Below are 23,260 nucleotides of genomic sequence, written 5' to 3'. Positions count from 1 at the left end.
AGGAATGCCATGAATACGATTGAAACCCTGCGCCCGGTAGTGGCCGGAGCGCGGTCGGTTCTCCATCCGGCGCTCAGCGCACTGGCGCTGGAACGCGTCCTGCCGATGACCCCGGCGCAGTACGCCGGCAGGCTCATTGAGCAGCGCTGGGGCGCGAACTATGCACACGCCTGGCTCGCGGACCTGAACTACGATTTTTACGGATATCCAGCGCAGGACAACGTGCATCGAGGCCGAGTGCGCACCTCGCAAACGCTGGTCCAGGCCCTGCTTGAGAACGACCAGACCGTGGGTGCCGGGCGTTTGGGCGAAAGCGCATTTGGCCTGTACACGCCGCCCACAGTCGGACCGGCGGTACGGATCGTCGAGATCGATACGTCGACCAATCCGGGTGGCGGATATCGTGACTACGAAGGTATCTACCGCCCGACTCAGCCGCAGACCTACGGGCCGGACACGCAACTGGTGCTGCAACCGGCGGCGTTCAAGGCGTGGGTCTGGAATCTCGATTTCAAGGAACGTTATGCGGCCTATGTGCGTGAGGCCTGGCCAAGCGACCAGGCCCTGCTGGCCGAATCACCCTGTGCGTTGTGCACAGCGGTGAAGCTAGCCTTTGTCATGGCTGCCTACTTGCAACGTCAGGAGCGCAGTTTGAGCGCTGAGGGCCTGAACCTGGCCTTGCGTGCCGCCGGGCTGCCCGCCGATCAAGCTTGGCCGCAGCTGAGTTTGCCACCCTTACAGGCACGCGCGGTAATCCCGGCTTCGGTGCATGTCCTGCGTTTGCGGATTTACCGCTACGTCTCAAGCGATATCGTCTGTTTACGCGATGCGCTCAGCGGCCGGTTGCTGTTGTACGTTCCGGGCAACGCGTCACCCTTTCACGAATTGGCCGATAACGCGGCGTTATGCCGCTGGGTGGTCGGGGTCGCGGCCGATTCCGCCCGAGCCTCGGCACTGGCCGCTCATTTTGCCGCCGATGATCGCCTCGACGGCACTTTCCATGCCGGTGTCGAGACCGCTCTGGCCGGCATGGCCACGTTTCCTCGCCAGTATCAGTTGAAGAAAGGCCATGGGTTTTTCAACGACGATGGCTACTGGCGTCCCGAGGACTACATAGCGCTGGACGCGGTGTCCGCCAGCGAGGATCCGTTCGCTCAGTGGGTACGGGTCATGAAAGCGGCGGCCATCGCCAGTGTCGAGACGATCCGTGATGACGCCCAGGTCAACCGCGATAACCTGGGTGCGGTGGTCGAGCCGCTCGTGCAATGGGTCAACCGATTCGGGCCATTGGCGTTATTTGTGCCGGGCGGTGAGGGGTGGTTGGCACTTGCCGGGTTGATTGACGCCGGGTTTGGCCTGGAGCAAGCCACGCAGGGCCAGACCGTGGAGCAGCGCTCCGCCGGCATGACGCGCACGTTGTTCGGTTTGCTGAATGCTTTGCCGATGGTCGAGGCAGGGGCGGTGATTCGGGGTGAAGAGGGCGGCCTGGCTGAAGCGGCCACGGTCGGCAATGAAGCGCCTGGGCTTGAATCTGCGATAACCGCCCGCCCAGCGAGCGCCGTGGCCGCACCATTCGACGCCGCTGCGCAACGTTTGTACCTGCTGCGTGGCCTCGGTGCGCCAACCCGAGGCTTCAGTGACGAGGTGCTGCGCCAGATCGGGCGCATCTGCGACCTCAGCGACGAGATGCTCGCCACGACGCAGGCGGGGCGACGTCCACTGGTGCCGATCTTGGCCGATACCCTTGATCGCTTTCGCATCGACCAAGCCTTGGATCAAGAGATCGCGGTGCTGCCCGCCGGTTCCGCCGACGCCGAGCGAGCGCTGGGTGAGCGTACCGGCCAATTCGAAACGCGCTATGCGCGGTTGCAGCAATCCGCTCATGAATGGGTGCGGTTGTTTCAGTCGCAATATCCCGGGCTGCCGAAAGCGGTCATCGAGCAGATGCTTGAGCGTTCCGGGGTGGATATCGCCGCACCGCACAGCCTGGCCGACGCCAAGCGCATGCTGGGCAAACTCGACGGCAAGGCTCGGCAGTATGAGTTTCAGGTGCGCCTGGCACGTGCCTATGAGGGCCTTTATCTGCGGTCGGTGGCAAACGCCGACAGCGACGTGCTGATCCTGCATTCCCTTGAACGCCTGCCGGGATGGCCGGCCAGCGTCCGTATCGAGGTCCGTGAAGGCAGCGTCACTGGCCGCCTGTTGGACAGCATTGGCGCGCCCGGCACGTCGCCCTCGCGGCAATTGATTAAGCACGGCACGGCTTATCAGGGCGCCACCCCCGCGCAGCGGGTGAGTCTATGGCAGGCGCTGCTCAACGGCTTGTCGCCGGAACAGCGAACGGTCATGGGACTGCGCGCCGATTACGCACTGGAGGATTTGCAGTCAGCGTTGCATGAACATGCGCGGCCACGTGCCGAGCTGGAGCCAGGCTTGCAGCGAATGGACGCGGGCCTGCCCTTTGACCGCTCGGGTTTGCGTGGTGGCGGCTTTCCTTCTACGCCACAGTCCGAGGTGTTCTCGCTGACGATCCTCAAACTGCAAGTGCGCGAGCTTTATCCGCGCCTGGTCGACAGTGAGCTCGATGCCCTGCTGCTGGAATGGGGCGTTAATGCGCAGAACCGACTGGTTGAACTGAACCTGCAATGGTTGCAGTTGCATGGCGATCTGCGGGATTGGGTCGACGCGGTTGAAGTGGATATCGCCGACATGGAAGTGGACTTGATACTGGACGGCGATGACGAGGCCGAAGGTCTTACCGAAGAGCAAATCGAAGAAGAAAACGCCGCGCGAATCACCGAAGCGATGGACACCGAACGCCAATCACGCAGCGGGTTGGCCAATCAGCTCCTCGCGCTCTGGCAAATGCGAGGCCGGGTAGATCATCGAGCATACGCGGACGGGGAGTTGGTCGGTTATAGCCTGGACCTGGACTATGAGCGTTTCCACCGTTTGCCGTCCTTGAGCATTCAGTTCCCTGAGGTCACGCAACTGACGATGGCCGACATGAGCCTGACCGAGCGCCGCCAGTTGCCAGCGTTCCTTGAAGCGTTCCCGCAGTTGCGCACCCTGGACCTGAGCGCGATGGATTTGCGTCTGCCGACGCCGACGGGACAATGGCGTGCGGGCTTGCCGCCGGCGATTCTGAAAATGCACCAGTTGACCCGCCTGAACCTTCGGCATACCGGACTGACCCTGACGGAGGCCACGGCAGGCGCGCTGGACGGACTGACGCGCTTGGTCGACCTCGATCTGAGCTTCAATCCCTTGGGCACGCCGCCCGTGGTGCTGAGCCTGACGGCATTGCGTCGACTTAACCTGCGCGGCGCTGGCCTGCACTCAGGGCCGGTCGGGATGCTTGATCGCCCATACTTTGAGCGTCTGGATCTGCGGGACAACCAGCTCACGCGAATTGCACCTGCCGTGCGCCTGCAGTCCGTGGCCCGTGATGCGGTGTTGCTCAGCGGAAATCCGATCACCGATCTGGACAGTTTGCAGTGGATCGGTCGTCATCGGCAGCAAACGGGATTCAACGTCTGGATGGGACCGCCCAACGCCGATTTTGCCCAGCCGGATGCCTGGTTGACCGGGTTCTCGATGGAACTGGCCGCCGGGCGAGTGCAGCGCTGGCAACGGCTGGCAGCAGTGGCGAGGAGTGAACGGTTGTTCAGCACCCTGGCGGTGATCCGACGGACCGCAGAGTTCCGCACCGACTACGGATTGTGGCAGCAGCGGGTGTGGCAACTGATCGAAGCGCTAGACGGCTCGCCGGCGTTGCGCAGTCATGTGTTCGAAGACGTGCAATGGTCGGCACTGGATAGCGACGATCCGTTTGCCGGTTTTCGGCGGCTGGAGGCACGGGTCGCGGCCTTTCATTCACCCTGAAACGACGGTGGGAGCGAGCTTGCTCGCGAAGGCTTCAGTCCAGTCACTTTGCAGCGATGGACGGATTGCATTCGCGAGCAGGCTCGCTCCCACAGGGTGCGGCGTGGCGTCGCTTAGCGGCGCCGGAACAGCGGCAACGGCTCGTCGGTCGCGGCCTGATAGGTCACCGAGAAGTCCTTGAGGCTTTCAAGGGCTTCATACGGGTCCTTGTCCGCCCGTAGGGCGAAGGCATCGAAACCGCAGCGACGCAGGTAGAACAATTGGTCGCGCAACACATCGCCGATTGCCCGCAGTTCGCCTTTGAAGCCATAGCGGTCACGCAACAGCCGGGCATTGGAGTAGTTGCGGCCGTCGGTGAACGCCGGGAAATTCAGGGCGATCACCTGGAAATGCGCAACGTCGTCACCAATTTCTTCGGCTTCTTCTTCGGCGTCCAGCCACACACCCAGGCCGCCATCGCGGGCCTTGAGAGCGTGACCGTGGTCGCGCCACAGGGCCAGCGGCACGATCAGGTCGTCGCAGTTGGAGATGCCATCGAGGGTCGCGTCCTTGGGCAGCAAGTGCCAGGTTTCGTCGACGACCTCGTTGTTCTTAATGATTCGCTGCATAGACGCGTTCCTTGAAGAGGTCGATGCCAATACGTTGGTAAGTGTCGATGAAGCGCTCGTCTTCGGTACGTTGTTCCACGTACACGTCGATCAGCTTCGAGATCACGTCGGGCATGGCTTCCTGGGCGAAGGACGGGCCGAGGATCTTGCCCAGGCTGGCGTCGCGACTGGCGCTGCCACCGAGGGACACCTGGTAGAACTCTTCGCCTTTCTTGTCCACCCCGAGGATGCCGATGTGGCCGACGTGGTGGTGACCACAGGCATTCATGCAACCGGAGATGTTGAGGTCCAGTTCGCCGATGTCGAACAGGTAGTCCAGATCGTCGAAGCGGCGCTGGATCGACTCGGCGATCGGGATCGACTTGGCATTGGCCAGGGAGCAGAAATCACCGCCCGGGCAGCAGATGATGTCGGTCAGCAAGCCGATGTTCGGCGTGGCGAAACCTTGCTCGCGCAACTCGCCCCACATTTCGAACAGACGGCTCTGCTCGACGTCAGCGAGGATGATGTTCTGCTCGTGGGAGGTACGCAGCTGGCCGAAGCTGTAGCGGTCGGCGAGGTCGGCGACCGCATCCAGTTGCTTGTCGGTGATGTCACCCGGCGCCACGCCCGTCGGCTTGAGCGACAGGGTCACGGCGACGTAGCCCGGCTTCTTGTGCGCCAGGGTGTTGCGGGTGCGCCAGCGGGCAAAACCCGGATGCTGCTTGTCGAGTTCGGCCAGTTCGGCAGCCTGGTTGTCCAGGGCCTTGTATTCAGGATCGACGAAGTGCTTGGCAACACGCTGAACTTCCGCCTCGGTCAACGTGGTCTGGCCACCGCGCAGGTGCTCCATTTCCGCGTCGACTTTCTCGGCAAACACTTCAGGGGTCAGGGCTTTGACGAGGATCTTGATCCGCGCTTTGTACTTGTTGTCGCGACGGCCATAGCGGTTGTACACACGCAGGATGGCATCGAGATAGCTCAACAGGTCTTGCCACGGCAAGAACTCATTGATGAACGCGCCGACCACCGGGGTACGGCCGAGCCCGCCACCGACCAGCACGCGGAAGCCCAGTTCGCCGGCGGCGTTATGCACCGGTTCGAGGCCGATGTCGTGCACTTCGATGGCCGCGCGATCAGACGTCGAACCGTTGATGGCGATCTTGAACTTACGCGGCAGGTAAGCGAATTCCGGGTGGAACGTGGTCCACTGGCGAACGATTTCGCACCAGGGGCGCGGGTCGATCAATTCGTCGGCGGCGACACCGGCGAACTGGTCGGTGGTGACATTGCGCAGGCAGTTACCGCTGGTCTGAATCGCATGCATCTGCACGGTGGCCAGTTCGGCAAGGATGTCCGGGATGTCTTCCACGGCAGGCCAGTTGAACTGCACGTTCTGCCGGGTGCTGATGTGGGCGTAGCCCTTGTCGTAGTCGCGAGCGATCTTGGCCATCATCCGCGTCTGGCGCGACGTCAGTTGGCCATAGGGCACGGCGACCCGCAGCATCGGGGCGAACCGCTGGATATAAAGACCATTTTGCAGGCGCAGAGGGCGGAATTCTTCTTCGCTCAGCTCACCTGCCAGGTAGCGTCGGGTCTGATCACGGAACTGCTTGACGCGGTCCTCAATGATCCGCTGATCGTACTCGTCATATACGTACATATTGATCCTGTTCTCAGGCTTATCGATGGCGTCAACGGCACTGCGTTGGTTCAGGACGGCGTCCTGCCTCCGCTCGCGATGTGTTGCCACCACCGCTGCAAATCTGCAAATTCTGCGCGCACGGCCGCGCACTCCCCACGGAGCCGGGGCAAGATACCAGTTTGCAGTTATGCGCAAAAGTGATGTTTGAGTATATGCAAAGAACCAAATCGCCTATGAAGACGGGTTAATCACTAATCCACATTTGTCGTACGGGCAATCCTCGTCTTAACTGTGGTCGAGTCTTTATGCAATCACCGATAAAACCGACAAGAGGCGATGCAATGAGCAACCCAACCAAAGCAAGGAAAAGCGACAGCAGTGTCGATGCCTGGGCGATCCTGTTCCTGATTATCCTGGTGGTAGGTACAGCGGTATTCTGGGTCAGTCACCAATAAACGACCTGTCCGGGTCCCGTTCCGACATCGGTCGGGGCAAAGCGCCAATCAGTGCAGATGGCCGTAGACATGCGCGGCTATAATGCGCCGGCATTTTCCGGGGCCCGGATCCTTCATGTTCAAACACTTGCTTTCTTCAGTGCTGACGCTGTGCGCGCTCTATGGTCCTGTTGCGCACGCAGAGTCGGTACTGTTCCTCAATCCAGGTACCCAGCGAGAAGCGTTCTGGGCCAGTTATTCGACCTTCATGCAGGCTGCGGCCGACGATCTGGGCATGGACCTGCGCATTATTTATTCCGATCGCAGCCCGGCGCTGGTCCTGGCCCAGGCGCGCGAAGCCCTGCAGGGCCCGACCCGGCCTGACTACCTGGTGTTCGCCAATGAGCAATCGGTGGCGCCGCAGATCCTGCGCATGGCCCAAGGCAGCGGGGTGAAGCTGTTCATGGTCAACAACGCCCTGACTGCTGATCAATTGAGCCTGGTGGGCGAGCGTCCCGATCGCGTCGGCAGCCTGGTGGTCAATGATGAAGAGGGTGGCTACCTGCTGCTCAAGCAACTGATCCGCCAACACCCGCCCGTGGCCCCGGGCCAGTTCCTTGAATTGCTGGCGTTCTCCGGGTTGAAGATCACACCGGCGTCGCAATTGCGGGAGAAGGGCATGATGCGTGCCCTTGGCGAACACCCTGAAGTGCGCTTGCGCCAAGTGGTGTATGGCGGCTGGACCGAGGGGCGGGCTTATGAGCAAGCCAAGCTACTGTTGCGCCGCTATCCGAACACTTCGCTGGTGTGGGCCGCCAACGACGAAATGGCGTTTGGCGCCATGCGCGCCTATACCGAAGCCGGTGGCACGCCGGGCAAGGGCGCGCTGTTTGGGGCGCTGAACAATTCAATCCAGGCGTTGCAGGCGATGGTGGATGGGCGCATGAGCGTGCTGGTGGGCGGGCACTTCACTTTAGGCGGCTGGGCACTGGTGCAACTGCATGATCACGAACAAGGCGTGGACCTCAGCCAGTACGGTGGCCGCGACCAGCGCGTGCCGCTGCTGCAACTGATCGACCGCGAACAGGCCAGGCGTCTGTTGGCCGTGGGCGCCATGCCCGACTACGGTGTCGATTTCCGGCGCCTCTCAACCAAGGGTCGCCCGGTGTCCTACCGTTATCCTTTCGACCGTCAATTGCTGATGCGCTGACCGCCATTCAGACGCCGGCCAGGTACAGCACCAGTTGCACAATCCCGTACAGCGACAAAGCAAATACCGCGGTAAACAGAATGCCCAGAATCACGAAATGACTGGGCTTGCCGTGGGTGAAGTCGCGGGCGCGGTTCTTGCCACTCTGCACCCCGAACGCCGCCGCCATCACACTGTGCAGCATCTGCCACAGAGTGGGTGGCTTGTTGTCGATTGGATCGTCCATACATCCCCCTCGCGTTAGCGTGTGAGGGCAAGCATAGTCAACGGAACCAGGGTCCACCGCAAAAACAAAGTGGGAGCGGTGTGGCGAGTCAACTCAACTCAGTTGTCATACCCCAGGTTCGGCGCCAGCCAGCGCTCAGTGACGCTCAGGTCTTGCGACTTGCGCGCGGTGTAGCTGGCGACCTGGTCTTTGTCGATCTTGCCCACGGCGAAGTATTGCGCCTGTGGATGGGCGAAGTACCAGCCGCTGACCGCAGCCGCCGGGAACATGGCGTAGTGTTCGGTGAGGAACACGCCGCTGCGGCCGGCCTGCATTTCCCGTGCTTGGGGGTCGAGCAGGTTGAACAGGGTGCCTTTCTCGGTGTGGTCCGGGCACGCCGGGTAGCCGGGGGCGGGGCGGATGCCGGTGTATTGCTCTTTGATCAGCGCGTCGTTGTCCAGCACTTCGTCCTTGGCGTAACCCCAGTGTTCTTTTCGCACTTGCTGGTGCAGCCATTCGGCGCAGGCTTCGGCCAGGCGGTCGGCCAGGGCCTTGACCATGATCGAGTTGTAATCGTCGCCGGCGTCCTGATAGGCCTTCGCCACTTCTTCGGCACCAATACCAGCGGTGGTGATGAAGCCGCCCACGTAGTCAGTCACGCCGCTGCTTTTCGGCGCGACAAAGTCGGCCAGCGAGAAGTTCGGCTTGCCGTCGGTCTTGATGATCTGCTGGCGCAAGTGATGCAGCTTGGCCATGGGTTTGCCGTCTTCGCCGTACAGTTCGATGTCGTCGTCGTGCACTTGGTTGGCCGGCCAGAAGCCGAACACCGCGCGGGCGCTGATGAGTTTTTCGTTGATCAGCTTGTCGAGCATTTCCCGGGCATCGGCATACAGCGACGTCGCCGCTTCACCGACCACTTCGTCTTCGAGGATGCGCGGGAACTTGCCGGCCAGGTCCCAGGAGATAAAGAACGGGGTCCAGTCGATGTATTCGGCCAGCACTTTCAGATCAATGTTATCCAGCACTCGGGTGCCAGTGAACGTCGGTTTGACCGGCGCGTAACTGTCCCAGTCGAACTGCGGCTTCTTGGCCACGGCGGCCGGGTAGCTCAGGCGTTCGGTGCGGGCGCTGCGGTTGGCCGTGCGTTCGCGCACGTCTATGTAATCGAGGCGGGTTTTCTCGACGAAACCCGGCTTCAGTTCCTTGGACAGCAACTGCGTCGCCACGCCCACGGCGCGGGAGGCGTCGGTGACATAGATCACCGCGTCGTTGCTGTACTTGGGCTCGATCTTCACCGCCGTGTGCGCCTTGGAGGTGGTCGCGCCACCGATCATCAGCGGCAGGTGAAAGTCCTGGCGCTGCATTTCGCGAGCAACGTGGACCATCTCATCCAGCGACGGCGTGATCAGCCCGGACAGGCCGATAATGTCGCACTTCTGCTCCTTGGCCACCTGCAGGATTTTCTCCGCCGGCACCATCACGCCGAGGTCGACGATGTCGTAGCCGTTGCAACCCAACACCACGCCGACGATGTTCTTGCCGATGTCGTGCACATCGCCCTTGACCGTGGCCATCAGGATCTTGCCCTTGGCTTCCGGTTTGTCGCCTTTTTCCAGTTCGATGAACGGAATCAAGTGCGCCACCGCCTGCTTCATGACGCGGGCGGACTTCACCACCTGCGGCAGGAACATTTTGCCGGCGCCGAACAGGTCGCCGACGATGTTCATGCCGGACATCAGCGGCCCTTCGATCACTTCGATCGGGCGGGCGAACGACTGACGGGATTCTTCGGTGTCTTCCACGATGTGCGTAGTGATGCCCTTGACCAGCGCATGTTCCAGCCGCTTGTTAACGTCCCAGCCACGCCATTCTTCGGTCTCGGCTTCCTTGACACTGCCGTCGCCCTTGTACTTGTCGGCGATGGCGAGGAGGGCGTCGGTGCCCTCCGGGGTGCGGTTGAGGATCACGTCTTCCACGGCGTCACGCAGCTCCGCCGGGATCTGGTCGTAGATCTCCAGTTGGCCGGCGTTGACGATGCCCATGGTCAGGCCGTTGCGGATCGCGTACAGCAGGAACACCGAGTGGATCGCCTCGCGCACCGGGTTGTTGCCACGGAACGAGAACGACACGTTGGACACCCCGCCCGACGTCAGCGCATATGGCAGCTCATCGCGGATGTAGGCGCAGGCGTTGATGAAGTCCACGGCGTAGTTGTTGTGTTCCTCGATGCCGGTGGCCACGGCGAAGATGTTCGGGTCGAAGATGATGTCTTCCGGCGGAAAGCCGACTTCGTTGACCAGAATGTCGTAGGAGCGTTTGCAGATTTCTTTCTTGCGCGCTTCGGTGTCGGCCTGGCCGGCTTCGTCGAACGCCATCACCACCACGGCCGCGCCGTAGCGCTTGCACAGTTTGGCGTGATGAATGAACTGCTCGACGCCTTCCTTCATGCTGATCGAGTTGACGATGCCCTTGCCCTGGATGCACTTGAGGCCGGCTTCGATCACTTCCCACTTGGAGGAGTCGATCATGATCGGTACGCGGGAGATGTCCGGCTCGCCGGCAATCAAGTTGAGGAAGGTCACCATGGCCTTCTTCGAATCGAGCATCCCTTCGTCCATGTTGATGTCGATCACCTGGGCACCGGCCTCGACCTGCTGCAGGGCGACTTCCAGGGCTTCGGTGTAGTTGTCCTCGCGGATCAACCGGGCGAACTTGGCGGAACCGGTGATGTTGGTGCGCTCGCCGACGTTGACGAACAGCGAGCTGCGATCGATGGTGAACGGCTCCAGACCCGACAGGCGGCAGGCCTTGGGAATATCCGGAATCTGCCGCGGCGCGTAGCCGGCCACGGCTTTGGCGATGGCTTCGATATGCCCCGGCGTGGTGCCGCAGCAGCCGCCGACAATGTTGAGGAAACCGCTCTGGGCGAATTCTTCGATGACCTTGGCGGTGTCCACCGGCAGTTCGTCGTACTCACCGAATTCGTTCGGCAGGCCAGCGTTCGGGTGCGCGGAGACGTGGGTGCTGGCCTTGTTCGACAACTCTTCCAGGTACGGCCGCAGTTCGCTGGCGCCGAGGGCGCAGTTGAGGCCGACGGAAATCGGCTTGGCGTGGGCCACGGAGTTCCAGAACGCTTCGGTGGTTTGCCCGGACAGGGTGCGACCGGAGGCGTCGGTGATGGTCCCGGAAATCATGATCGGCAATTCGATGCCCAGTTCTTCGAACACCCCTTGCACGGCGAAGATCGCCGCTTTGGCGTTCAAGGTGTCGAAAATGGTTTCGATCAGAATCAGGTCGGCGCCGCCTTCGATCAGGCCTTTGGTGGACTCGGTGTAGTTCTCCACCAGTTCATCGAAGGTCACGTTGCGGTAGCCGGGGTTGTTTACGTCGGGCGACAGCGAGCAGGTGCGGCTGGTCGGACCGAGCACACCGGCGACGAAGCGCGGCTTGTCCGGGGTTTCCAGGGTCTTGGCGTCGGCGACCTTGCGGGCCAGGCGCGCGCCTTCTACGTTTAACTCGTAGGCCAGGCCCTGCATGCCGTAGTCGGCGAGGGAAATCTGGGTGGCGTTAAAGGTGTTGGTCTCGAGTATGTCGGCGCCGGCGTCCAGGTAGGCTTTTTCAATGCCGCCGATCACGTCCGGTCGGGTCAGCACCAGCAGGTCGTTGTTGCCTTTAACGTCGCTCGGCCAGTCGGCGAAGCGTTTGCCGCGGTAGTCCTGCTCCTCGAGCTTGTAGCTCTGGATCATGGTGCCCATGCCGCCGTCGAGAATCAGGATGCGTTCTTTGAGGGCGTGCTGGAGAGCATGAAGGCGAGCGCTGCGATCGGACATGTGGAGTACTCGGAAAGACCATTACGAAGGGCCGGGATCATAACAAACCTGTGCGTAATTGGGGTATGTGTGGAAATTGCATGAATATCGCTCATGTTAGTGGCGACGCCGGACCGGTAGAATCTCGACGTTTTTTTATGATTTGGGACCAGGGACATGTCGTATCGCGTCGTCAGCAGCTTGTTTGTGCTGCTTCTAAGCTGGGGCGCCGCTGCGCAGGAGCCGGCCGCGTCACCTGCCATCTCCCCGAGCATGTCCCCAAGTATTTCCTATAGCCGCGATATTCAGCCGATCTTCACCGAGAAGTGCGTCGCCTGCCACGCCTGCTACGACTCCGCCTGCCAGCTCAACCTCGGCAGCAGCGAGGGCGCGACGCGGGGTGCGAGCAAAGTGCCGGTCTATGACGGCGAACGCAGCCAGGCCGCGGCGCCGACCCGTTTGTTCTACGATGCGTTCGGCAAACGCGCCTGGCAGCACAAGGATTTCTACTCGGTGCTCGACGCCCAAGGCAGCCAGGCGTCCTTGATGGCACGCATGCTCGAACTCGGCCACAACACACCGTTGCAGCCCAATGCCAAGCTGCCGGCAGACATCGTGTTGGGGCTGAACCGCGAAAACACTTGCCCGATGCCCGGCGAATTCGCGGCCTACGCCGGCAACCATCCGAACCAGGGCATGCCTCTGGCGGTCACGGGGCTGACCGATCAGCAATACCAGACCTTGCAACGCTGGCTGGCCTCCGGCGCGCCGATTGAAGAACAAGGCCTGGTGCCGAGCGCGCAAGAGGCGCTGCAAGTGGTGCAGTGGGAAAACCTGCTCAATGCCCCGGGCGCGCGCCAGAGCCTGGTGGGGCGTTGGCTGTTTGAGCATTGGTTTCTGGCGCACATCTACTTCAAGGATGGCGAGCCGGGGCATTTCTTTCAGTGGGTACGCTCGCGCACGCCAACCGGTCAGCCGATCGACCTGATCAACACGCGGCGGCCCAACGATGACCCTGGTACCCAGGTGTATTACCGCTTGTGGCCGGTACAAGGAGTGATCGTTCATAAAACCCACATCACCTACCCGCTGAGTGCGGCGAAAATGGCCCGGGTCAAAAGCCTGTTCTACAGCGGCAACTGGCAGGTCAACGCATTGCCGGGCTACGGACCGGAGCGCCGGGCCAATCCGTTCACCACGTTTGAAGCGATCCCGGCGCAGGCGCGTTATCAGTTCATGCTCGATAACGCCGAATACTTCGTGCGTACCTTTATCCGTGGTCCGGTGTGCCGGGGGCAGATCGCTACTGACGTGATCCGCGATAACTTCTGGGCGCTCTTCCAGGCGCCGGAGCACGACCTGTACATCACCGATCCGAACTATCGCGGCCAGGCCACACCGCTGTTGGCGATGCCGGGGCAAAACGATGACGTCGGCAGCGTGCTGAGCCTGTGGCACGACTACCGCGACAAGCGCAATGAATACGAAGCTCTGCGCCGCGACAGTTACGCCGATGCACCGGCGCCGAGCTGGTCGACCCTGTGGGCCGGCAATGACAACGCCTTGCTGAGCATCTTTCGTCACTTTGACAGCGCCGCCGTGACCAAGGGCCTGATCGGCGAGGTGCCGCAGACGATGTGGCTGTTCGACTATCCATTGCTGGAGCGCACGTATTACCAGTTAGCGGTGAATTTCGATGTGTTCGGCAACGTCTCGCACCAGGCCCAGACCCGCTTGTACTTCGATCTGATCCGCAATGGTGCTGAGCAGAACTTCCTGCGGCTCATGCCCGCCGATTCACGCGAGGGTTACCTCGACGATTGGTACCAGAGTGGCGGCAAATTCAAGATGTGGATGGATTACGAATCGATTGACGACGACAAAGCCACCGCGCTGACACTCGACGAGAAAGACCCAAAGCGCGATTTCGCCCGCCAATTGCTGGCGCGTTACGGCGAACTCAACGCCAAGCCCGACCCGATCAACCGCTGCGACGGCGCCTATTGCTCGCGGCCGAACATTGATCCGGCGCTGCAAAATGCCGAGCAGGCCCTAAGCCGTCTGACCTCGCGCCCGGCTGCGGGCTTGAGCGTGATCGACCAGTTGCCGGAAGCGACGATGCTGCGGGTTGAGACCCCTAGCGGTAAACGCGAGATTTACAGCCTGCTGCGCAACCGCGCGCACAGCAACGTGGCGTTTCTGCTCGGTGAATCCCTGCGCTACCAGCCGGGCCTGGACACCTTGACGATCTACCCGGGCGTGCTCAGCAGTTACCCCAATTTCATGTTCAACGTCCCGGTCGAGCAAGTGCCGGCCTTCGTCGATGCGATGGAAAATGCCAAGGACGCCGCGCGTTTCGAGACAATCATCGAGCGTTGGGGCATTCGTCGCAGCCATCCGCAGTTCTGGCGTTATTTTCATGATCTGAGCGCCTATCTCCGCGAAACCGAGCCGGTGGAGGAGGGCGTGCTGGACATGAATCGCTACGAAAATCTGTGAGCGCTTATCCGACAAAAATACTAGGACTTTGTACGGCGCGCCGATTGGCGTAAACTCGGCCACAAGCCTGCGAGGAGTTTCCATGACCGCTATTACCATCACTGACGCCGCCCACGATTACCTGGCCGATCTGCTCTCCAAGCAGAACACCCCGGGCATCGGCATCCGCGTCTTCATCACCCAGCCTGGCACCCAGTACGCCGAAACCTGCATTGCCTACTGCAAGCCGGGCGAAGAAAAACCCGAAGATACCGCCCTGGGGCTGAAAAGCTTCACCGCGTATATCGACCATTTCAGTGAAGCTTTCCTTGACGATGCCGTGGTCGATTACGCCACCGATCGCATGGGCGGTCAGCTGACCATCAAGGCGCCAAACGCCAAAGTGCCGATGGTCAACGCGGACAGCCCGGTCAACGAGCGCATCAACTATTACCTGCAAACCGAGATCAACCCGGGGCTGGCCAGCCACGGCGGTCAGGTCAGCCTGATCGATGTGGTCGAAGACGGCATCGCCGTGTTGCAGTTCGGCGGCGGTTGCCAGGGCTGCGGCCAGGCCGACGTCACCTTGAAGGAAGGCATCGAGCGCACCTTGCTCGAGCGCATCCCGGAGCTCAAGGGCGTCCGCGACGTGACCGACCACACGCAGAAAGAAAACGCCTACTACTAAGGCGTTCGCTGCGGACTTAAGAACGGCTGTGGCGAGGGAGCTTGCTCCCGCTCGACTGCAAGGCAGTCGCACACTGGTTGACGCATTCTTCGTGATGGATGCGTTGGCCGGGACTGGGACTGCGCAGCAGTCCAGCGGGAGCAAGCTCCCTCACTACGGTTAGTGATGTGAGATTCAGGGCCGATACAAATGCGCATGCGCCGCGCGATAGAGCGATGACTCGCTGAACACCTCACTCCCCAACACCCGTCCCACCAGAATCAACGCCGTGCGCCTGAACCCCTTGGCCGCGACCTTCCCGGCAATGTCATCCAGCGTCCCCAGCACCCAATCCTGATCTGGCCAACTGGCGCGATGCACCACGGCGATCGGGCAGTCGGCGCCGTAATGCGGCAGCAACTCGGCGACAATTTTCTCCAGGTGGTTGACCCCTAAGTGGATCGCCATGGTCGCGCCATGCTCGGCCAGACTGGCGAACGTCTCGCCGGGCGGCATGGCAGTCTTGTCGGCGTAGCGGGTCAAAATCACGCTTTGCGAGACGTCCGGCAGGGTCAATTCCGCGCCGAGCAACGCGGCGCAGGCGGAGGTGGCGGTGACGCCGGGGATGATTTCAAACGGGATATCCAGCTCGCGCAACCAGCGGATTTGCTCGCCAATCGCTCCGTACAGACTCGGATCGCCGGAATGCACCCGCGCCACGTCTTGGCCCTTGGCATGGGCGGCTTTGATCAGGTCGATGATCTGTTCCAGGTGCAGCTCGGCGCTGTTGACCACCTGCTCGGCGCAATGGCCGTCCAGCACGGCGGCGGGCACCAGGGAGCCGGCGTAGATAATCACCGGGCATTGGCGGATCAGTCGCTGGCCTTTGACCGTGATCAATTCCGGGTCGCCGGGGCCGGCGCCGATGAAGTAGACGGTCATGGCCGGCTCCTTGAAAAAAGCTCAGAACGCACCTTCAGATGAAGATTGCTCATGATGGAGAGCGATGGATTATTGAAGGTTTACGCCGCGATCGCCAGGGCCAGGGTCGCCTGAGCGTACTTTTGTCGCGAGACCAGCAGTTTCGCTGGTGCCCGGGCCAATTGTTCCGCCAGGGCCAGCGCGGCACTTTCGGCCACGCCGTAGCAGCCGGTGCGCTCGAACGCAATCTGTGAGCGATGGCTCAATTGCGCTTGATAAGCGGCCAATTCGGCGCTGCTGAAGCAAATCAACGGCAGGCCCAATTGGCTGGCCAATTCCCGTAACCCTGGCTCATCGCACTTGATGTCGATGCTCGCCAGGGCCTTGATCGCCTGCAGTTCGATGCGGTGCGCTTGCAACGCTTGATCGAGTAACGCCCGCAACGTACTGGCCGGGCAGCCACGCTGGCAGCCCAGTCCGACCACCAGGGTCGACGTTGCGCAGGTGTTCGTCATGCGTGGTAGTGGCCTGCCTGTTTACGGCGGAACAACCACGCGCTGATCAAACCGAGGGCCAGCCAGAACGCGACGTTAGTCAATTGCGAAGCAATTTTGAACTGCGCTTCCAGTGCTTCTGGCGCCAGCATCGAATGCACTTGCGGTTGCGGCGCGCCAATCACATGCGGCACGGCGAGGATCGCCACGCCAAGGATTTTCAGCGCCCAGTGACGGCCGAACACGATCAACGCGATGCCGGCGGCGGTGGAGGCTGCGGTGCCGACCCACCAGATTTGCCGCTGCGCCAGATCGGCGGCAGCGGTGCCCGGCAGTTCCGGCGGCAGGCCCAGCGTCGGCGCCAGCACGAACGTCGCGTAACCGGCCAACCCCCAGAGCAGGCCTTGAGCGGTTCGAGTCGGTGCACGCAAGGTGTACAGGCCGGCCAGCATGAGCGCAAAACCGACCGCGACCACCAAGTTGCCGCCGGTCGTGGACAGCACGCGCTGCCAGCCGTCTTCCGGCTCCCAGGCTTCGCCGTCGTGGCTGTGGGCGGCCGTCGCACCTTCGGCATGTTCGTGGACTTCAACCGCGGCGGGCTCGGATTTCTCGTAGGTCTCGGCCTGGAGAATCAACGGGGCAACCCAGAAGCTTTGCAGCAGGGTCAGCAGCAGGGCGGCCGCCAGACCGGTGAAGCCTGCGGTTTGCGCAATACGCTTGATCATCGGGGCAGGTCTCAGTGGCAGGGGAACGCGGAACTGTGACGGGTATCGTGCGCGGCGTTATGGACGGCTTCGATGTGCGAGAAACCGGCGAAGTACACCAGGCACACGCCGAGGATCGACGCACAGACGGCGGCAGTCAGACGTTGGCTGAGGGTCGTGGTGCTGGCGGAGCTGTTATCGGTGCTGCTACCGGTGCTGCTGATGATCGACATGGCGCTTCCCTCTGTGCTGTCAGCGGGTGAATCGAGCGCATGGCAGGCCTCGGCACGGCAGGCGCGCGGAGACTCGAACAGCGCCCGCCCACCGCGGGTTTGTTATGGCGTGGTCAAGCCACGATGTGTTGCGGGCCGGTCTCCGGGCTCACGAGGGGCGGGGCGCGCAGCCTCACCTGAAAGAATCGCCTTCCCATGCCGAGGCACAGTGGCTCTGATTCTTCGCTCGCTTACCGTTGCGGGGGCAGCACCGGACTGACATGGCCTTGAGTAAAGCACATGATTCACCGGTTTCCCGTTTCACCCTGTGAGGGGCACCCGTAACAAGATGCGTAGGAGAGCATGGGCGGGGGACGGGCGTCAAATTGGCTGCAGATTCGTCTGGTGCAACAGCTTCATTGTGGTAAGGGAGCTAGCCTGTGGCGAGGGGGCTTGCCCCCGATGGGTTGCGAAGCAACCCAGCTTTCTCCCGCCGAACGACCGTGCGTCCAGGTTTACGACGGCTGCGCCGCCGAACGGGAGCAAGCTCCCTCGCCACAAGTAAGTCCATCAACCCAGGGCCCGTCCATCCACCGCCGGTGATCGCGGACATTGACCCGCTCCCACACCATGCGTAGCCTTGCGCTTTCGAGGTTCTTCGGCGCGTGCGCCGGAGCTAAGAAGGGAACGCGGTCAATGCCGCGGCTGCCCCCGCAACTGTGAACGGTGATGTTCGCTGCCACGCCACTGCCCTGTTTGTAGCTGACCGCTACCGGGCGGGAAGGCGCAGCGAATGCCAGGCCCCCGGGCCGGCGCGCCGTCAGCCAGGAGACCTGCCTCGGCACAGATTCTCACTACAACCGGGCGGGGTGATCCGGTGGCGATCTCTTCCCGCGCGCCTGCGCCGCCGGTTGTCGTCCCGTATGCCCGCCACCTTGCCAAAGGGCATCCGATGAAAACACTGGCCAAACTCCCCGTCACCATCGTCACCGGCTTCCTCGGCTCGGGCAAAACCACCTTGCTGCGGCACATGCTCGACAACGCCCAGGGTCGCCGTATCGCGGTGATCGTCAACGAGTTCGGCGAGCTGGGTATCGACGGTGAAATCCTCAAACAATGTTCGATCGGCTGCACCGAAGAAGAAGCCAACGGCCGCGTCTACGAACTGGCCAACGGCTGCCTGTGCTGCACCGTCCAGGAAGAGTTCTTCCCGGTGATGCGCGAACTGGTGGCCCGTCGCGGCGACCTCGACCACATCCTCATCGAAACCTCGGGCCTGGCGCTGCCCAAGCCTCTGGTTCAAGCCTTTCAGTGGCCGGAAATCCGCAGCGCCTGCACCGTCGACGCAGTGATCACCGTGGTCGACAGCCCGGCCGTGGCTGCCGGCACCTTCGCCGCGTTCCCGGATCAGGTCGATGCCCAGCGCAAACTCGACCCGAACCTCGACCATGAATCGCCGCTGCATGAGCTGTTCGCCGACCAACTGGCCAGCGCCGACCTGGTGATCCTCAACAAGGCTGACCTGATCAGCCCGGAAGACCTGGCCCGCGTACGCCTGGAAGTCGCCGAAGAACTGCCGCCGGCGGTCAAGGTCATCGAAGCCAGCAGCGGTCGCGTGCCGCTGGACGTGCTGATCGGCCTCGGCGCAGGTTCCGAAGAACACATCGACAGCCGCCACAGCCATCACGATCATCACCACGAAGGTGAAGACGATCACGACCATGACGCCTTCGATTCGATTTCCATCGAACTGCCGCAAGCCGACGAAAGCCTGCTGATGGACGCCCTTACGCAACTGGTGGTCAAGCACGGCATTCTGCGGGTCAAGGGCTTCGCGGCGATCCCGAACAAACCGATGCGCTTGCTGATCCAGGGCGTGGGCACACGTTTCGACAAGCACTTCGACCGCCAGTGGGGCGGCGATGAAGCGCGCACCACGCGTTTGGTGCTGATCGGCCAGGAGCTCGATGCGGCGCAACTTGAAGCGCAACTGCGCGCTGCGCTCAGCGTTTAACCCATGCACCTGCTCAGGACCCAGCCCGGCGGTTTCGTCTCGGATGACAACATCGCCGACCTCGGCCAAACCCCCGCCGAGCTGGTGATCCTGTGCAGTGGCGACTCCAGCCTGGCGCTGCTCGCCGAAGCCGCGCAGCAGTTGCCCGACGACTACCCGAGCCTGCGCCTGGCCAACCCGATGCAAGTGCAGAATCACGCCTCGGTCGACCTCTACGTCGACGAGGTGCTGCGTCACGCCAAGGTCATCCTGATTTCCCTGCACGGCGGCATCGCCTATTGGCGCTACGGCGTCGAGCGTCTGGTGGAACTGGCCGAGCGTGGCGTGCAGCTGATTCTGGTGCCTGGCGACGACCGCCCGGACCCGGAACTCAGCGACCTCAGCACGGTTCCGGCCGAGGACCGCGAACGGCTCTGGCACTTCCTGCGCCAGGGTGGCATGGGCAATGCGCTCGACCTGTTTCGTTGCCTCGCCAACCGCTGGCTGGCCCGGGATTATGTCTGGGCTGAGCCGCAAACGCTGCCGCGCACGGCGATTTACCATCCGCGCAAAAGCCCCGCCGAACTCAGCGACTGGCAGGCCGAATGGCGCGCCGGGCAACCGGTGGCGGCGGTGCTGTTTTATCGCTCGCACCTGCAAGCGGCGAACACCGCGTTCATCGATGTGTTCTGCCAACGCTTGCAGGCCGCCGGGCTCAATCCCTTGCCAATCGCCGTGGCCAGCCTCAAAGAGCCGGGCTGTTTGAGCGTGGTCGAAGACTGGCTGGATCAGGTCCAGGCGTCGGTGATTCTCAACACCACCGGTTTCGCCCAGTCCAGCCCGGAGGCGCCGCATCTGCGGCCGTTCCGCCGCAACATCCCGGTAATCCAGGCGATTTGCGCCCAGGACAACGAACCCGGCTGGCGCGCCAGCGAGCAGGGCCTCGGCCCGCGCGACCTGGCGATGCACATCGCGCTGCCGGAACTCGACGGACGAATCATCAGCCGGCCGATCAGCTTCAAGGACCTGGCCTGGCGCAGCGAGCGCAGTCAGTCGGATGTGGTCTGCTATCGCGCGGCGCCGGAACGCATGGACTTCGTCGCCGAACTGGCGCGGCGCTGGGTGGAGCTGGCGCGCAAGCCAGCGGCGGAAAAACGCATCGCGCTGATCCTTGCCAACTACCCGACCCGCGACGGGCGCATCGGCAACGGCGTCGGCCTCGACACCCCGGCGGCGGCGCTCAATATTCTGCGTGCGCTGGCCGGCGAAGGGTATCCGTTGCCAGTCGAGTTGCCAGCCAGCGGCACTGCACTGATCCAGCAACTGCTCGGTGGCGTCAGCAACGACCTCGATACGCTCGACCAGCGCCCCTGCCTGCAAAGCCTGGGGATGGATGAGTACCGCGTGATGTTTGAGGCGCTGCCCGCCGCCAACCGCGCCGCCGTACTGGAACGCTGGGGCGCGCCGCACAACGACCCGATGTACCGCGACGGGCGGATGATGATCGCCGGCCTGCGCTTTGGCCTGACCTTCGTTGGCATTCAACCGGCGCGGGGTTATCAGGTTGATCCGAGCGCGGTCTATCACGACCCGGACCTGGTGCCGCCCCACGGCTACCTGGCGTTCTATTTCTGGCTGCGCCACACCTATGGCGCCGACGCGCTGATCCACGTCGGCAAGCACGGTAACCTCGAATGGTTGCCGGGCAAGGGTGTCGGTCTGTCGGATGAATGCTGGCCGGACGCGTTGTTGGGGCCGCTGCCGAATATCTATCCATTCATCGTCAACGATCCGGGCGAGGGCGCCCAGGCCAAGCGGCGCACCCAAGCGGTGATTATCGACCACCTGATGCCGCCGCTGACCCGCGCCGAAACCTACGGGCCGCTGCGCAATCTGGAATTGCTGGCCGACGAATATTACGAAGCGCAATTGCTTGACCCGCGCCGCGCCCGGGAGCTGCAACGGGACATCCTCAACCTGGTGCGCGAAACCCACATCGACCGCGAATTGCAACTGGACGAAAAGCTCGACAGCGACGCCGACGCGGCGATCTGGCTGCCGCGCCTCGACACGTACCTGTGCGACCTCAAGGAATCGCAGATCCGTGACGGCTTGCACATTTTTGGCGAATCGCCGAGCGGGCGGCTGCGTATCGACACCTTGCTGGCGTTGCTACGCATCCCTCGCGGCGACGGGCGTGGCGCGCAATCGAGCTTGCTGCGGGCGCTGGCCAAGGGGTTTGAGCTGGGGTTTGATCCGCTCGATTGCGCACTGGCCGAACCCTGGACCGGCCCGCGACCGAGTGAATTGCTGGGTGTGAGCGATGAAGTGTGGCGCACGGCGGGGGATACCCGTGAGCGCCTCGAGCTCTTCGCCGCGCAGCTGATCTCGCAGACATTGGATCGAGCCAACACTGAAACCCAGGCAGACAAGGTGTTGTGGCGAGGGGGCTTGCCCCCGTTGGCCTGCGCAGCAGGCCCAATTTCTGGGGCCGCTTCGCGACCCGACGGGGGCAAGCCCCCTCACCACAAAGGCGCGTCTGCAAGCGAAATTCAGGCTTCACAAAACCCGCTACCACAGGACGCTTGCGGGGCTGAAGTAAGCGCAATCCTCGAAAACCTGCTTTCAGTGGTCGCCCCGCGCCTCGACGCCTGCGGCCCTGCCGAAATGCGCGGCTTGCTCGACGCCTTGAGTGGCCGTTTCGTCCCCGCCGGCCCCAGCGGTGCACCCAGCCGTGGGCGTCTCGACGTGCTGCCTACCGGACGTAACTTTTATTCGGTGGACGTGCGTAACCTGCCGACCACCACCGCGTGGCGCATCGGTTTCCAGTCGGCCAACCTGATTCTCGAGCGGCACCTGCAAGACCACGGCGATCACCTGCGCCAGCTCGGCCTCTCGGTGTGGGGCACCGCGACCATGCGCACTGGCGGCGATGACATCGCCCAGGCCATGGCGCTGATGGGCGTGCGCCCGGTGTGGGCAACCGGCAGCCAACGGGTGGATGACTTCGAGATTCTGCCGCTGAGCCTGCTCGACCGGCCACGGGTCGACGTCACGCTGCGGGTCTCCGGATTTTTCCGCGACGCCTTCGCCAACCTGATCCGCCTGTTCGACGCGGCGGTGCAAGCCGTCGCGGCTCTGGATGAACCCGACGACCTCAATCCGCTGGCGGCCAAGGTGCGCGCCGAGCGTGAAGCCTTGCTGCAATCGGGGCTGGATGAAGACGCGGCGAAGCGTCAGGCCGGTTGGCGGATTTTCGGCGCCAAACCCGGTGCCTACGGGGCCGGCGTGCAAGGGGCCATCGACGGTCGGCTGTGGCAAAGCCGCGCGGATTTGGCCGAGGTCTACCTGAATTGGGGCGGCTACGCCTACGGCGGCAGCGATGAAGGCACCGCCGCCCGCGAACAGTTCGCCCAGCGCTTGAGCCAGGTGCAAGCGGTACTGCAAAACCAGGACAACCGCGAACACGATCTGCTCGACTCCAACGACTATTACCAATTCCAGGGCGGCATGCTCGCCGCCGTGGAAACCCTCAGCGGCGCGGCGGCGGCCAGTTACCACGGCGATCATAGCCAGCCGGACCTGCCGAAGATCCGCACCCTGAAAGAAGAACTGAACCGGGTGATCCGCTCGCGCGCGGCCAATCCGAAGTGGCTCGATGGGGTCAAACGCCACGGCTACAAAGGCGCGTTTGAAATGGCGGCGACGGTCGACAACCTGTTTGCTTTCGACGCGACTACGCAGTTGATCGACGATCACCAATACGCCTTGCTCGCCGACGCTTACCTGCTCGATCCTTCGACCCGCGACTTTGTGCGTGAGCATAATCCCCACGCCTTGCGCGACATGACCGAACGGCTGCTCGAAGCACAACAGCGAGGGCTGTGGAAAGAGCCGGGCGACTATCGTGAAGTCCTGGAAAACCTGCTGCTCGATATAGAAGAAGACAGCTGATGCCTTTGAAGTTAGCTGATGCCTTTGTGGCGAGGGAGCTTGCTTTCGCTGGGTTGCGAAGC

14 protein-coding genes and 2 riboswitches are annotated in these 23,260 nt (G+C 62.6%); of the genes, 6 read left to right on the top strand and 8 right to left on the bottom strand.

What is annotated here, in order from left to right; translation table 11 throughout:
- The first annotated feature begins 9 nt into the window (after positions 1 to 9).
- Entirely contained in the window at positions 10 to 3,885 is a 3,876-nt protein-coding gene (locus RG836_RS14080) for a dermonecrotic toxin domain-containing protein (RefSeq protein ID WP_310846394.1), read from the top strand.
- Between the two features lie 113 nt (positions 3,886 to 3,998).
- On the opposite strand, the gene RG836_RS14075 is transcribed toward RG836_RS14080, so the two are convergent.
- Both RG836_RS14075 and RG836_RS14070 read right to left on the bottom strand, forming a co-directional pair.
- Positions 3,999 to 4,493 carry a DUF934 domain-containing protein gene (locus RG836_RS14075; protein WP_310846391.1) on the bottom strand — a complete coding sequence of 165 codons (495 nt, stop codon included), beginning with the start codon at positions 4,491 to 4,493 and terminating at the stop codon, positions 3,999 to 4,001.
- Positions 4,477 to 6,135, bottom strand: a complete 1,659-nt coding sequence (locus tag RG836_RS14070; protein ID WP_310846389.1) for a nitrite/sulfite reductase — start codon at positions 6,133 to 6,135, stop codon at positions 4,477 to 4,479. The genes RG836_RS14075 and RG836_RS14070 overlap by 17 nt, the downstream gene beginning before the upstream one ends.
- 552 nt (positions 6,136 to 6,687) lie before the next feature.
- Between RG836_RS14070 and RG836_RS14065 the strand changes: the two genes are divergently transcribed.
- On the top strand, positions 6,688 to 7,761 hold the full coding sequence (locus RG836_RS14065) for an ABC transporter substrate-binding protein (RefSeq protein ID WP_310846387.1): 1,074 nt from the start codon (positions 6,688 to 6,690) through the stop codon (positions 7,759 to 7,761).
- 7 nt (positions 7,762 to 7,768) lie between these two features.
- On the opposite strand, the gene RG836_RS14060 is transcribed toward RG836_RS14065, so the two are convergent.
- Together RG836_RS14060 and metH are read right to left on the bottom strand one after the other, a co-directional pair.
- Positions 7,769 to 7,987 (bottom strand): DUF2970 domain-containing protein, encoded by a 219-nt coding sequence (locus tag RG836_RS14060; RefSeq protein WP_310846384.1) that lies wholly within the window; start codon positions 7,985 to 7,987, stop codon positions 7,769 to 7,771.
- A 98-nt stretch (positions 7,988 to 8,085) separates the two neighbouring features.
- A complete protein-coding gene (gene metH / locus RG836_RS14055; RefSeq protein ID WP_310846382.1) occupies positions 8,086 to 11,796 on the bottom strand; it encodes a methionine synthase in 3,711 nt (1,236 codons plus the stop codon).
- Between the two features lie 156 nt (positions 11,797 to 11,952).
- Here metH and RG836_RS14050 point away from each other — a divergent pair, with 156 nt between their 5' ends.
- Both RG836_RS14050 and nfuA read left to right on the top strand, forming a co-directional pair.
- Positions 11,953 to 14,274 (top strand): fatty acid cis/trans isomerase, encoded by a 2,322-nt coding sequence (locus tag RG836_RS14050; RefSeq protein WP_310846379.1) that lies wholly within the window; start codon positions 11,953 to 11,955, stop codon positions 14,272 to 14,274.
- Positions 14,275 to 14,356: 82 nt separating this feature from the next.
- On the top strand, positions 14,357 to 14,941 hold the full coding sequence (nfuA, locus tag RG836_RS14045; protein WP_007912592.1) for a Fe-S biogenesis protein NfuA: 585 nt from the start codon (positions 14,357 to 14,359) through the stop codon (positions 14,939 to 14,941).
- A gap of 174 nt (positions 14,942 to 15,115) precedes the next feature.
- Here the strand turns inward: nfuA and cobM are convergent, their stop codons facing one another.
- The 4 genes from cobM to RG836_RS14025 all read right to left on the bottom strand — a co-directional run bounded on the left by cobM (position 15,116) and on the right by RG836_RS14025 (position 17,272).
- A complete protein-coding gene (gene cobM / locus RG836_RS14040; protein ID WP_310846346.1) occupies positions 15,116 to 15,862 on the bottom strand; it encodes a precorrin-4 C(11)-methyltransferase in 747 nt (248 codons plus the stop codon).
- Positions 15,863 to 15,942: 80 nt separating this feature from the next.
- Entirely contained in the window at positions 15,943 to 16,356 is a 414-nt protein-coding gene (locus RG836_RS14035; protein WP_310846344.1) for a cobalamin biosynthesis protein, read from the bottom strand.
- Positions 16,353 to 17,060 carry a CbtA family protein gene (locus RG836_RS14030; protein ID WP_310846343.1) on the bottom strand — a complete coding sequence of 236 codons (708 nt, stop codon included), beginning with the start codon at positions 17,058 to 17,060 and terminating at the stop codon, positions 16,353 to 16,355. Before RG836_RS14030 ends, RG836_RS14035 begins: the two co-directional genes overlap by 4 nt.
- Positions 17,061 to 17,071: 11 nt before the next feature.
- Positions 17,072 to 17,272 (bottom strand): CbtB domain-containing protein, encoded by a 201-nt coding sequence (locus RG836_RS14025; protein ID WP_310846341.1) that lies wholly within the window; start codon positions 17,270 to 17,272, stop codon positions 17,072 to 17,074.
- Positions 17,273 to 17,388: 116 nt separating this feature from the next.
- A riboswitch (cobalamin riboswitch) is annotated at positions 17,389 to 17,609 on the bottom strand.
- Positions 17,610 to 17,885: 276 nt separating this feature from the next.
- Positions 17,886 to 18,106, top strand: a riboswitch (cobalamin riboswitch).
- Positions 18,107 to 18,203: 97 nt separating this feature from the next.
- Here RG836_RS14025 and cobW point away from each other — a divergent pair.
- Together cobW and cobN are read left to right on the top strand one after the other, a co-directional pair.
- Positions 18,204 to 19,265 (top strand): cobalamin biosynthesis protein CobW, encoded by a 1,062-nt coding sequence (gene cobW, locus RG836_RS14020; protein ID WP_310846339.1) that lies wholly within the window; start codon positions 18,204 to 18,206, stop codon positions 19,263 to 19,265.
- Positions 19,266 to 19,268: 3 nt separating this feature from the next.
- A complete protein-coding gene (cobN, locus tag RG836_RS14015) occupies positions 19,269 to 23,198 on the top strand; it encodes a cobaltochelatase subunit CobN (RefSeq protein WP_310846338.1) in 3,930 nt (1,309 codons plus the stop codon).
- Positions 23,199 to 23,260: the final 62 nt, after the last annotated feature.

This window comes from Pseudomonas rhizozeae, assembly GCF_031583775.1.
Classification (GTDB): Bacteria; Pseudomonadota; Gammaproteobacteria; order Pseudomonadales; family Pseudomonadaceae; genus Aquipseudomonas.
Note: the sequence above shows the minus strand (reverse complement) of the source record. Positions and strands in the feature narration are given on the sequence as shown.

Coding starts and splice junctions, on each gene's coding strand:
- metH (WP_310846382.1), bottom strand. CDS start 11,796: ATGTCCGATCGCAGCGCTCGCCTTCATGCTCTCCAGCACGCCCTCAAA.
- RG836_RS14065 (WP_310846387.1), top strand. CDS start 6,688: ATGTTCAAACACTTGCTTTCTTCAGTGCTGACGCTGTGCGCGCTCTAT.
- cobW (WP_310846339.1), top strand. CDS start 18,204: ATGAAAACACTGGCCAAACTCCCCGTCACCATCGTCACCGGCTTCCTC.
- RG836_RS14075 (WP_310846391.1), bottom strand. CDS start 4,493: ATGCAGCGAATCATTAAGAACAACGAGGTCGTCGACGAAACCTGGCAC.
- RG836_RS14070 (WP_310846389.1), bottom strand. CDS start 6,135: ATGTACGTATATGACGAGTACGATCAGCGGATCATTGAGGACCGCGTC.
- RG836_RS14080 (WP_310846394.1), top strand. CDS start 10: ATGAATACGATTGAAACCCTGCGCCCGGTAGTGGCCGGAGCGCGGTCG.
- RG836_RS14025 (WP_310846341.1), bottom strand. CDS start 17,272: ATGTCGATCATCAGCAGCACCGGTAGCAGCACCGATAACAGCTCCGCC.
- cobN (WP_310846338.1), top strand. CDS start 19,269: ATGCACCTGCTCAGGACCCAGCCCGGCGGTTTCGTCTCGGATGACAAC.
- RG836_RS14060 (WP_310846384.1), bottom strand. CDS start 7,987: ATGGACGATCCAATCGACAACAAGCCACCCACTCTGTGGCAGATGCTG.
- cobM (WP_310846346.1), bottom strand. CDS start 15,862: ATGACCGTCTACTTCATCGGCGCCGGCCCCGGCGACCCGGAATTGATC.
- RG836_RS14050 (WP_310846379.1), top strand. CDS start 11,953: ATGTCGTATCGCGTCGTCAGCAGCTTGTTTGTGCTGCTTCTAAGCTGG.
- RG836_RS14035 (WP_310846344.1), bottom strand. CDS start 16,356: ATGACGAACACCTGCGCAACGTCGACCCTGGTGGTCGGACTGGGCTGC.
- RG836_RS14030 (WP_310846343.1), bottom strand. CDS start 17,060: ATGATCAAGCGTATTGCGCAAACCGCAGGCTTCACCGGTCTGGCGGCC.
- nfuA (WP_007912592.1), top strand. CDS start 14,357: ATGACCGCTATTACCATCACTGACGCCGCCCACGATTACCTGGCCGAT.